The sequence below is a fragment of the Candidatus Enterococcus avicola genome, assembly GCF_047470845.1.
Lineage (GTDB): Bacteria > Bacillota > Bacilli > Lactobacillales > Enterococcaceae > Enterococcus_D > Enterococcus_D casseliflavus.
The window spans coordinates 60,575-71,535 of the sequence record NZ_JBLGTY010000018.1 but is presented as its reverse complement, the minus strand read 5'-3'; the positions used below and the strand labels follow the sequence as shown (position 1 = coordinate 71,535).

Genomic DNA, 10,961 nt, shown 5'->3' with positions numbered 1-10,961 from the left:
TGCTAAGCCAACTGATTGAGAATTAGAAACAATCTGCAGTAGGGAAGAATCATTTACACAAAATTATTGACGCTCCCCACTCAAAAAAGTGCATATAAGCTTTTCAATGTATTAAATAATAAACTTCCTATTGTTTTTGTAGGTGATTTTGAGAATATAATTAATAATGAAAATGACTATCTAAGAAAGATTATTGATCAAAGGGTTGAACTTCCTTATGTTTTACATCCTCAAAAAATTTGGGGAGACTATTTTGAAAGATTGGGTACTATCTTTGATTTAGAAATTAAAGAAAGCTTAGCAACAATATTTATAGAAGATAATAGAAATTTACGTGACTTAGATCAATTTAGTTTTTACCTAAAACAAGAATTAATAAAATACAAGAAGCTAGGACATACACAAATTGAACAACAATTGGCAATTATTTATTTGTACTTATTTTATCCAGATAAGTACAGAGATACCCTTAAATCAAAAAAATTTTTAGGATCTGTGGAGTATCAAAAATATAAGAATGATGAAAAAAATCCTACACGTAGTTACCAAAAAAAAACTGAAGACTTACTTTCAGATATACTTGAATATAATCAAAATTATCCCCAATGCTTCATTGATAATCCTGAGGGCTATTTTATTTATGAAAGTATCTCTAGCTTATCCATTGTAGACTGTGAAGAGATATTAAAAGATTCGGAACTTCTGAGAAAGAATATAAAAGGAGTAGAATCTTTTAATGACGATTTTTTCCATTTCATTAGAAGTAGGTTTGAAAATTTTGATTCTACTATGAGAGATAACTTATTACATCTGTCATGAGTTGACTGCAGAATCAGAAGATCTTGAAGTAACTGTCACTTATTCGCCAAACATGATCGAATCTACGGAGACCAAAGAGGTCAAGCAAACGATCCATTATGTTTATGAGGACGGTAAACAAGCCGCGTCAGACAAGACGGACACTGTGACTTTTACACGGACAGTGACAACGAATGAAGCAACAGGTGACAAAACTTTTAGTGAATGGCAAGCCAAAGATGATGATACAACGTTTGATGAAGTGAAAAGTCCTGAAATCAAAAACTATCACGCAGACAAAACAAGCATTGAGGAAGTCACAGGTTTGACAGCAGAGGACAAAGATCGCGAAGTGACTATCACTTATTCGCCAAACATGATTGAATCTACGGAAACCAAAGAAGTCAAACAAACGATCCATTATATGAAGGCAGTGCTGTTTTTAAAAATAGCTACAATCCCGCAAAAGGAAGTGCGGTTCTAGAAGCAAGTAAAGAACTAACTGGCAAAGCACTAAGTGCAGATGAATATCGATTCCAGCTGTTGGACGAACAAGGGGAAGTGCTCCAAACCAAGAGCAATGATGCCAACGGAAAAATTTACTTCGATGCGATCGACTATGACCAAGCAGGCACATACAAGTATACGATCCGAGAAGTCGCAGGGACAGATAGCACGATCACTTATGACCAAACAGAATACCATGTAACCGTAAATGTGGAAGACCAATCGGGACAATTAGTGGCAAGTCCAGCGTACCAAGAATCGATTATTTTCAAGAATGCTTATGTATCACCAAAACTTGGGAAAGTAACTCTGAAAAAAGTAGACAGCGAAACAGGAAAACTACTGGCAAATGCAGAGTTTGAGCTGCAAGATTCGAAAGGAAATATTGTACAAAAAAACATAGTTACGAGCAAAGATGGAAAGGTTGAGATAAGTAATTTAGAAGTAGGAGAGTATCAGTTGATTGAAACCAAAGCACCGAGTGGTTATCAAATTGATAAAACACCGATCAAATTTTCAATAAATGATCGCTCCACTAATATATCGATGCCAAAAGTGTTAGAAAAAGAAAATAAAAGGATAAAAAAATCAGACAGTGCTGCTCTGCCTAAGACAGGAGAAACTGCAGATCAACGATATGTTCTCGTTGGATTGTTTTGTATTATTGGTTTCATCTTGTTAATGATATTTAAAATTTTAAAGGTCAAGAAACAATCTTAATCTTGCATACTATGAATGAGAAAAAGAGCTATCAAATAAGATTAGTCATATCAACAAAAGGAGCTGGATTCCCCAGCTCCTTTTATAATTGCTTTATACAGCTCAAAAAGTGGTGATAGTCACTATTTTGCAGGATTGCTTGTTGAATATCTTCACGATCCATCAACTCTAATAAAAGACTATAGATTTCTTCGGTATCTTCATATTCGTCTTTTTGAATCGCAAAGAGAAAGACGAATTTAACCAAATCACCATTTCCCCAATCAACGCCGTCAGGAATGATCGCCACTGAAACGGCTGAGCGTTTTGCCATCAAGGTCATGGGATGGGGGATAGCAAGCCACTCGTTAATATTGGTCTGATTGATTGCTTCTCGTTTTTTCACACTGTCATAAAAATCTTGGGGCACAAAATCTTTTTGGTACAGTTGCTGCGCCATTTTCTTTAGTAAGGTTTCTTTATCTGCATGATTTTCATGAAGAAAAAATGCTTTTTGAAACAATGAATAGATACCATCTTTTGATTCACTGAGCGTTTCAATGAACGGTTCGATTTTGCCAATTTCTTTATCTAGCTTGGCCATGTTGATGTAAATAGAAGGAACCGAGAACTGTTCTAATGGAACGGTTGTGATCACAAAATCAATGGCAGAAAGATCACATTGTTGTAGCTCGACGTAAGAAAAGCGATCAACGACTTCGATCGTTTCTTGATAGTGCTTGATAATTTTTGCTTCAATAATACGACTCATGGCTCGACCGGTTCCGCAAACAAGGATGACGCGATGTTTATGATGATTTCTGATGGAACTCCTTTCCATAGCACCTGCGATGTGCAAAGCGATATAGCCGATCTCATCAGGAGAAAAATAAAAACCGTGTTTCAGGCTTACCGTTTCTAAATGAGTCAAACATAAATCATAAGCCTGTGGAAAAGATTTTCTGATCGTTGCCAGCAATGGATTGCTACGGCGTGCATCCATTAGATTCATGTTGATAAAGCCCTCAATATGAGATGTCAAATCGTCTATTAGCATCTTGTCTGTCTCTAACGCATAGTTTGACGTCTGTTTGATCGCAGTTAATAATTCTTCCACAATGGCTTTCGCAGTTTTCGTGGAAGAATCGCTTGCATCGCCTGTTTCAACTAAACGTGGTGCATTCATCGCAAGATAGTAAATGAAGTATTGTTTTTCTCCAGCAGTCAATTGTATATCAAATGCATGATCGATTTCTTCTAAGAAGTGACCAACAACTTTCTGGGCGTCTTCTTTGAGCGCGGGCACGTGCAAGGGAAATTCGTTGATCTGATGGCCAGCTATAAAGCGACTGATTGCTAAAGCAAAATGAGAAAGAATGTTTTTATGATAGTAGTCAGAGTCTAACAAGTCTAAGGGCGCCAGATGATTTAATGACAATTCTTGCAAGCGGGTCAGATCAATCGTATCAAACAACTCAAGTTCCATTTCCGTAAAACCCACCAAATACTCTTGGAGATCTTTTTCAATCAAAAGATCACTGATTGCTTGTCGCTTGGCGAATTCGTTACCCAAGACTTCAAAGCCAATATTTGGACGATTTACTATTTTTAATTGATAGGTCGCTAAATTGTCTCGAGCCGTTTTTAAGTATGAGTAAAAGGTGTTTTTACTAATAAATAATCGATCAAGAAAATCATCTAAGGATAAAGGGTTTTCATTCTTAAATAAAAGGAAAAGTAGATAGGCTTGTCGTTCTTCACTCGTAGTTAGAAAGGACTCGGTAGTCGACATACTTTCAGTCCACCAGTCATGAAATCGTTCTTTTGAACCAATAGACAACAAATAGCCTTGCCCTCGAATCAACTTGATGGAGGCACCCACATTTGTTAACAAATCATTCAAATTTGCAATATCGGTCCGAACCGTTCGCTCAGAAATCGAGAAGCTTTTTGTTAACTCCTTCATTGGTAGCGGCGCCGTTTGTCTAGTTAATACTTCCATTAGATCATCTAATCGTTGATAAGCAAGTTTTGACACTTGTTTCACCTCCGTGCTCTTTCTCATCATACAATAGAAAGAATAAGAATGAAATGCTTCACCAGTACCGAAAATTTCCAGAAGAGTTGGCAATCATTTTGGAAAACGCTTTACTAATGATTGCCACTTGAATTGGAAATTTGTTGTGTTTACATCGTGAATTAGAAACCGTAAATTAAACGTGTACAGAAAATAAACCACACGAATTACGCTAATGGTTTCATAATAAAGGAAAGGAGCAGATGAGATGGATTTTCAGAAAAAAAATATTCTCTTGAATGTGGCTGTTACATCAAAAGAAGAACTGTTTCACGTAATTGCGCATCATGCCTATGAATCAGGGATCGTTACCAATGCAGCAGATACATGTGCGGCATTCATTGAACGGGAAGCACAATATTCAACCGGCTTACAAGAAGGCTTTGCTATTCCACATGCAAAAGCTGAACCCGTTTTGGAACCGACCGTTTTGTTTATTCGTTTAGAGCAAGCCATCGAATGGGAAACCTTCGATGATTCAGCAGTCAAAAATGTGTTTGCTTTGATGGTTCCTAAAAAAGATGAAGGAACGGTGCATCTGCAAATGTTGAGTCGCCTAGCAACCGCATTGCTTGAAGAGACATTCATCCAGCAGATTCAACAATCAGAAGACAAAGCTTATTTAGCAGAATTGATCAAAAAGGAAATGATGGGAGAGAAAATTGTATGAAAATAGTAGGAATTTCCGCCTGTCCAGCTGGATTGGCACATACACCGATGGCGGCAAAAGCTTTAGAAAAAGCTGGTGTGAAACTTGGCTATGAGGTCAAGATCGAACAGCAAGGCTCATTAGGGCAAGTCAATGAGATCACTGCAGCCGAAGCAAAAGAAGCGGATTTCTTGCTTTTAGCGACTGACCAAAAAGTTGTTGGGATGGAACGGTTTGAAGGAAAACCGCAAATTCGAGTAAATATCAATACGTGTATCAAGGCACCGGAAGCGGTGCTGAAGAAATGTGTAGCTGCTGTTGAACAAAGAAACGCAAACTAAAGGAAAGAGGCAAGGATGATGAAAAGAGTTCTAGCAGATTTAAAAGGCCACTTGATGAGTGGAATTAGTTTTGTACTGCCATTGATTATTGGTGCTTCACTGGTTGTTGCCATTCCGAAAATGATTGCTCTTGGTATGGGGATCACAAGCTTAGATCCTTATGCTGACACGGAAGGCTTTAAACATGCGCTTTATTTGATTGAACAAGTAGGGTGGGCAGGAATCGGCTTGATCAATACTGTCTTGGCTGGTTTTATCGCGTATTCTGTTGGAGATAAGGCTGCGCTAGGTGCCGGCTTTATCGGTGGTGCAGTCGCTTCTAGCACCAATGCTGGGTTTTTAGGGGCAGTTATTGCTGGGTTCTTAGCAGGATACTTAGTGAAGTGGGCGAAAGAACATATCAAATTACCGGAGTCGTTTGCTGGGGTGATGCCGTTGGTAATTTTACCTTTGATTGCTACATTGTCCGTAGCAATCGTCATGGGCGCCTTACTCTCTGAGCCCTTGGCGTGGATCAATACTAGTTTGGTTGAATGGATCCGAACCATGATTGAAAATGACGTTAACAAAATTTTACTGGCATTCATCATGGGGGCAATGATTGGCTCTGACTTAGGGGGACCTGTAAACAAAGCTGCTTGGATGGCAGGAAATGTGTTACTAGCGGAAGGAGTCTATTTACCAGCCATCATCGTGAACGTTGCGATTTGTGCGGTACCATTTGGATATGCCTTAGCAACTTTGTTCCACAAAAATCGATTCAACAAAGAGCTACTGGATGCTGGGCGTAATAACTTTATTATGGGGTTCATCGGAATCACAGAAGGAGCAATTCCTTTTACATTAGTCAATCCATTACGGCTTGTGCCGATCAACATGTTGGGAGGTGCAATTGCTTCTGGTTTGGGGATCGCATTAGGAATGTATGACAAAATGCCACCAGTTGGGGGAATCTACGGCTTCTTCACTGTTGGAAACGGTTGGGCGTATTTGATTGGACTATTTGCAGGAGCAGCCTTCATCGGTTTTGTCGCGCCTTTATTCGTGAATTTCAATAAGCAAGAAGAACAAACAGAAGATATTGCCCTCGATGATATTGAAGTGAGCTTTGAAAACTAAGTAACAAGGCTGATTAGCTAAATAGTAGCAAAAGAAAAGGCACGAGCAGGTGATTTTTCAAGAACGCTTTAAGGTATCTGACAAGGACAAGACTTGGGGAAGAAAACAAGAGTATTTGAAGAGAAACGATTTTCAAAATTCGAAGCATTTATGTAAGGATCAAATGATGCGTACCAGATGGTAAAAAAATTGAGAAAAATTAATAGGCACGAACGACACCCATCGTTACGTGCCTTTTTTAATCACGGGAGAGGAATGATTGAATGAAAAAAACAGTACATGTCGTACCCCACAGTCATTGGGATCGCGAATGGTATTTTACGACGAGTCGCTCGAAAATCTATTTGATGCACGATCTAAAAAACGTCATTGAACAACTAGAAAAGGATGATCCTTATGAAAGTTTCATTTTAGATGGACAGGCTTCTCTGTTAGATGATTACTTGAAATGGCGCCCACAGGACAAAGAAAGGATTCAACAACTTGTTCAACAAGGAAAATTGATCATTGGCCCATGGTACACACAAACCGATCAATTAGTGATCTCGGGAGAAAGCATTGTTCGTAATATGTTATATGGCATGAAAATTTGTGAAGCATTCGGAACCTACATGAATGTCGGCTATGTGCCAGATTCTTTCGGACAAGCAGCTAGTATGCCACAAATCTATCGTGAGTTTGGTATCACAGACACAATGTTTTGGCGCGGTGTCAGTGATGACGATGTTAAACACACAGAGTACAAATGGCGTGGAGAAGATGGTTCTGTGGTCAATGTTTACCAGATCCCAAGTGGGTACTACATTGGCGGTGCCATTCCTGAACGAGAAGCAGAATTAGCAGAGTTCTTACATCAAGAACCGTTTAAAACGACTTGGGGGCGCAGTGCAACGGATCAAGTGTATTTTCCAAATGGTTTCGACCAAGCACCAGTTAGAGAAAATCTTCCAGAATTGGTTGATCGAATGAATCAACTGTATCAGGATGAGTATGAGTTACAATTTTCAACGATCGAAAAATACATTGCTGCGGTCAAAGTACGCCATCCTGAGTTGGAAGAAATCGCTGGTGAACTGATCAACGGCAAATTGATGCGAATTCACAAAACGATTTTTTCTTCACGTCCTGATTTGAAGGCGATGAACACACAGATCCAACATTACTTAGTCAATGTCATGGAGCCTATCTTAACCATGGCTATGCAATTAGGATTTGAGTACCCCGTAGAAACAGTCATAGAGATTTGGAAGTTAATGTTTGAAAATGCGGCGCATGATTCGATCGGTTCTTGTGTTTCTGATACGACCAACGAAGATATCTATATGCGCTATAAGCAAGCGCGAGATATTTCTATGAATCTTGTCGAATTGATGTTACGACAGATTTCTACTGCAATCAACAACCCACAAGCAAAAGAAATTACTTTTACGCTTTTCAATACCTATGACACAAAACGTAATGGGGTGATCGAAGCAGAGGTTTATTTGCCGCAAAAAGATTTTGCGATCCTTGACCAGTCAGGTCAGGCGTTACCTTATACGATTTTAGAGCTTACCGACCAAACGGAGTATGTGTTGAATCAGGGGAACATATTAGATCCAGTCAAGGAGATCTATTTGCCGGAGAAAGTCTATAAAGCAAAGATTGCCATAGAAACGACTGATGTGCCGAGTATGGGGTATACCCAGCTGACAATTGATTTAAAAGGTGATACAAGCGCACCATTGCAGGAGATTACAACCAATACGATCGAAAATGAGTACTATCAGATCACTGTCAATAGCAATGGCTCGTTAGATATTCTAGATAAAACCAATCAGGTGCTTTATCAAAATCAAGGGATCATTGAAGAAAATGGCGACGATGGTGATTCATTCAATTATTCACCACCTGTGAAAGATTTTGTGATTTCATCAATTGATGCGCAACCAACGATCTCGATTCAGCAATCAGCAATCTACCAAAAGATTGATGTGGTATTCACGCTGAGGGTTCCGAAGGATTTAGCTGAACGTGCAGAAAAGAAGGTCTCGGCTTCACTACCGATCCAATTGACGATCGTGTTGAAAAAACAATCGCAACAAATTGATTTCAACTTAACGGTTGAAAACCAACAAGTGGATAGTCATCGGGTATGTGTGCTATTTGATACCGGAATTGCCTCGAAATTTTCTCTGGCTGACCAACAGTTTGGCACGTTGCAGCGCCCTGTTGTGTTTGAAAAAGAAATGGCTCTTTGGGAAGCTAATAAAGAGCAATGGAATGAGCAGCCGATCGCCATAGAAACTTGTCAATCGTTTGTCGGTTTATTCGATGCATCCCATGGCGTAGCAGTCATGCCCAAGGGTGTACGTGAATATGAGATCGTGGGGAAAGCGTTTGATACGATTCGCTTAACGATTTTCCGAACCTATGGCTTCATGGGGAAAGAGAATCTACTGTATCGACCAGGGCGTGCTTCAGGAGAATCAGTGATTGCGACACCAGCTGCGCAGTGCCACAAAACGATGCATTTTGATTTCTCTGTTGCTTACTTTGCTAAAGGATTTGATCAAGCAAATGTTGCACAGAGTGCCAAACAAGCAGTAACACCGATCACTCTTTATCAATCCGCAGAATTCCTGAATTCCCGCTTGATATTTACTTTAGGACCGGTTAAACCAACCTTACCGGCAAACTTTAGTCTTTTTGAGATCAATGGCAATTTGACCCTGAGTGTATTGAAAAAAGCCGAAGATCGTCTAGGTTATATTTTGCGTCTATACAATGGGCTTTTAGATGAAGGTGGACACGCAACGATCACATTCAACCATCCAGTGAAGTTAGTAGAAACAGTCGATTTAAAAGAAGCTACAAAAGAAGCACTGGTTGTGGAAAAGAATGTAGTCACTCTTGAAAAGATAGGCCACGCAAAATTTGTGACATTGTATGTAGAGTAATTGCTACTGAGAAAAAGTCACGCGAAGCGGCGAGTCCGCTTGTGCCATAGAAAAGTGAAAAAGGTTCGTAAGTCTTATCAAAGTATTTACGAGCCTTTTTTAATACTAATGCGAAACAGACGAGAATCTTTGTAGGTTGAATGCCAATAGTGAATGTATACCTAACCCATCCTTTCCAAGGTATGCAAAAATCTCTCCTCTGTACGAGTTGCACGAAAGGAGGAAAGTCAGAAGGCAGCTTGTCGGTTTTCTTTTAATTCTTATTTCCATCTCAGTTTATGTAGTTTTTGGTATTTCACATCAGCGGCGCAGAACGGGCTTTCTTGACAAATAAGCATTCTAAAAATATAGTTGAGTCAAAAGCTGCAAGACAGGAGAATATCATGAAAATTAGAGCCGCAGCATTGTCTGATCATAAAGAACTAACTCATTTGTCGAAAGTACTAGGCTATCCAATCGAAGAAGAAGTATTGATCGAAGGCCTAAAGAGAATTTTAGCTGAGGAGGATCATCTCTTGCTTGTTGCCGAAATAAAGGGTAAAGCAGTTGGGATGATTGAAGCACAGCCGTATTCAACAGTTTATTCTGCTGGGCAATTTTTTAATGTCCTAGGTTTGGTAGTGGATGATCAAGTGCAAAAGCAAGGCGTTGGCGGGAAACTACTGTCGGCAATTGAAGAAGAAGCCCGACAGCGAGGAATGCAAGGTATTCGATTAAATTCGAATGTTAAACGCCATGCTGCTCACAGGTTTTATGAAAATCATGGCTACCACAGCAGTCATGAACAGAAACGGTTTATCAAGGAATTATAAAAATACAAAGACGCTGGAGGAGTGACAAACGACACTCCAGCGTCTTTTTTTGTATTCACTTTAATTGGTTCAAAAGACTAATATTTATGGAATCAATGCTAACAACAGCCGTTTAATCTCCTCATAAACCTCTCCGGTTTCCGGCGTCACACGTTGACGATTCTGAATGATAAAAAGATCACGATAGCGGTACTCTGGATCAAGTTCCTGCCAAGGCAACTCTTCTGGTAATGAAAGTTTCGAAATGATCGATTTGCCGATGTTTTGTTTTAGTAGGGACAAAATCACTTCGCTATTATTGGCTTTGATGATTTGCGGATTTAGGTGCTGTGCGTAAAGATAGGTTTCGTTAATGTAATACATCCCCGAGTCGTTTTCTCGCAAGACCCAAAAATCAGAAGCGAGGTTGCCTGCTAACACCAATTCATCGCGATAAACGAATTCTTTTTGGATCAATGGCGAAACGATTGATTTTTCGATCAGGCCGATATGGGCTTTGTTTGATTCGACGGCATCGATCACTTCTTGCGAATTCATGATTTTGATTTCAAAGGCAAATGTTGGAAATTCTGCAATCAGCTGTGCCATGATGCTAGGCAGTAAGTAAACGGCGGTGGTATTCGAACAAGCGAGCACACACGCTGTTTTAAAATTTTTGGTGTCTTTGGCTTGCGAAAACATAGTGGACAATGAGCGGAGGGACTCGACCACACGAGGATACAAAAACTCCGCTTGGCTAGTGGGTAAAATCAATTGTTTTCCTTTACGTTCAAAAAGTTTGAAGCCAAGTTCCGCCTCTAATCGTTGGATTTGCAAGGAGATCGTTGGCTGAGTTTTATAGAGCTGTTTTGCGGCAAGACTAAAGTTTCTCGTTTCATAAACAACAATGAAGGTTTTGAGCAATTCAATCATTTTGCGGACTCCTTTATTATTAATAATATTTATAATTAGTATTTAAAAGTACAATTTTACAAATAGTTATCAGGTGATTATAGTATAAGTGTAGAGAAAAAAGAAAGC

The 10,961-nt window shown here is 39.4% G+C and carries 10 protein-coding genes; 8 read left to right on the top strand and 2 right to left on the bottom strand.

The features are described 5' to 3' along the window. Positions 1-66: 66 nt before the first annotated feature. The 3 genes from ACI3E5_RS13750 to ACI3E5_RS13740 are packed head-to-tail and all read left to right on the top strand — an operon-like array spanning position 67 to position 2,025. On the top strand, positions 67-819 hold the full coding sequence (locus ACI3E5_RS13750) for a hypothetical protein (protein ID WP_311957803.1): 753 nt from the start codon (positions 67-69) through the stop codon (positions 817-819). Position 820: 1 nt separating this feature from the next. After that, entirely contained in the window at positions 821-1,282 is a 462-nt protein-coding gene (locus ACI3E5_RS13745) for a mucin-binding protein (RefSeq protein WP_311957802.1), read from the top strand. Beyond that, entirely contained in the window at positions 1,183-2,025 is an 843-nt protein-coding gene (locus ACI3E5_RS13740; protein WP_498855880.1) for a SpaA isopeptide-forming pilin-related protein, read from the top strand. The genes ACI3E5_RS13745 and ACI3E5_RS13740 overlap by 100 nt, the downstream gene beginning before the upstream one ends. A gap of 82 nt (positions 2,026-2,107) precedes the next feature. On the opposite strand, the gene ACI3E5_RS13735 is transcribed toward ACI3E5_RS13740, so the two are convergent. Next, complete coding sequence (locus tag ACI3E5_RS13735; protein ID WP_060792678.1) at positions 2,108-4,042, bottom strand: BglG family transcription antiterminator; 1,935 nt, start codon at positions 4,040-4,042, stop codon at positions 2,108-2,110. Between the two features lie 247 nt (positions 4,043-4,289). On the opposite strand from ACI3E5_RS13735, the gene ACI3E5_RS13730 reads away from it, so the two are divergent. The 5 genes from ACI3E5_RS13730 (at position 4,290) to ACI3E5_RS13710 (ending at position 9,941) form a co-directional block, all read left to right on the top strand. Beyond that, complete coding sequence (locus tag ACI3E5_RS13730) at positions 4,290-4,751, top strand: PTS sugar transporter subunit IIA (protein WP_005225261.1); 462 nt, start codon at positions 4,290-4,292, stop codon at positions 4,749-4,751. Continuing rightward, the gene (locus ACI3E5_RS13725; protein WP_005225262.1) at positions 4,748-5,071 is read left to right on the top strand and encodes a PTS fructose transporter subunit IIB; all 324 of its coding nucleotides are present in this window, start codon (positions 4,748-4,750) and stop codon (positions 5,069-5,071) included. Before ACI3E5_RS13730 ends, ACI3E5_RS13725 begins: the two co-directional genes overlap by 4 nt. Positions 5,072-5,089: 18 nt before the next feature. Further along, positions 5,090-6,190 carry a PTS fructose transporter subunit IIC gene (locus ACI3E5_RS13720; RefSeq protein ID WP_060792679.1) on the top strand — a complete coding sequence of 367 codons (1,101 nt, stop codon included), beginning with the start codon at positions 5,090-5,092 and terminating at the stop codon, positions 6,188-6,190. 263 nt (positions 6,191-6,453) lie between these two features. After that, positions 6,454-9,129: a mannosylglycerate hydrolase gene (gene mngB / locus ACI3E5_RS13715; protein ID WP_311957801.1), complete on the top strand. Its 2,676-nt coding sequence runs from the start codon at positions 6,454-6,456 to the stop codon at positions 9,127-9,129. Between the two features lie 383 nt (positions 9,130-9,512). Continuing rightward, positions 9,513-9,941, top strand: coding sequence for a GNAT family N-acetyltransferase (locus tag ACI3E5_RS13710; RefSeq protein ID WP_005225265.1), 429 nt, complete (start codon positions 9,513-9,515; stop codon positions 9,939-9,941). Positions 9,942-10,025: 84 nt separating this feature from the next. Here the strand turns inward: ACI3E5_RS13710 and ACI3E5_RS13705 are convergent, their stop codons facing one another. Next, a complete protein-coding gene (locus ACI3E5_RS13705; RefSeq protein WP_498821902.1) occupies positions 10,026-10,853 on the bottom strand; it encodes a LysR family transcriptional regulator in 828 nt (275 codons plus the stop codon). Between the last annotated feature and the right edge of the window lie 108 nt (positions 10,854-10,961).

What these genes read in the sequence shown, in the direction of transcription:
- ACI3E5_RS13730 (WP_005225261.1), top strand. Translation starts at nt 4,290, where the DNA reads ATGGATTTTCAGAAAAAAAATATTCTCTTGAATGTGGCTGTTACATCA.
- ACI3E5_RS13725 (WP_005225262.1), top strand. Translation starts at nt 4,748, where the DNA reads ATGAAAATAGTAGGAATTTCCGCCTGTCCAGCTGGATTGGCACATACA.
- ACI3E5_RS13720 (WP_060792679.1), top strand. Translation starts at nt 5,090, where the DNA reads ATGAAAAGAGTTCTAGCAGATTTAAAAGGCCACTTGATGAGTGGAATT.
- mngB (WP_311957801.1), top strand. Translation starts at nt 6,454, where the DNA reads ATGAAAAAAACAGTACATGTCGTACCCCACAGTCATTGGGATCGCGAA.
- ACI3E5_RS13710 (WP_005225265.1), top strand. Translation starts at nt 9,513, where the DNA reads ATGAAAATTAGAGCCGCAGCATTGTCTGATCATAAAGAACTAACTCAT.
- ACI3E5_RS13705 (WP_498821902.1), bottom strand. Translation starts at nt 10,853, where the DNA reads ATGATTGAATTGCTCAAAACCTTCATTGTTGTTTATGAAACGAGAAAC.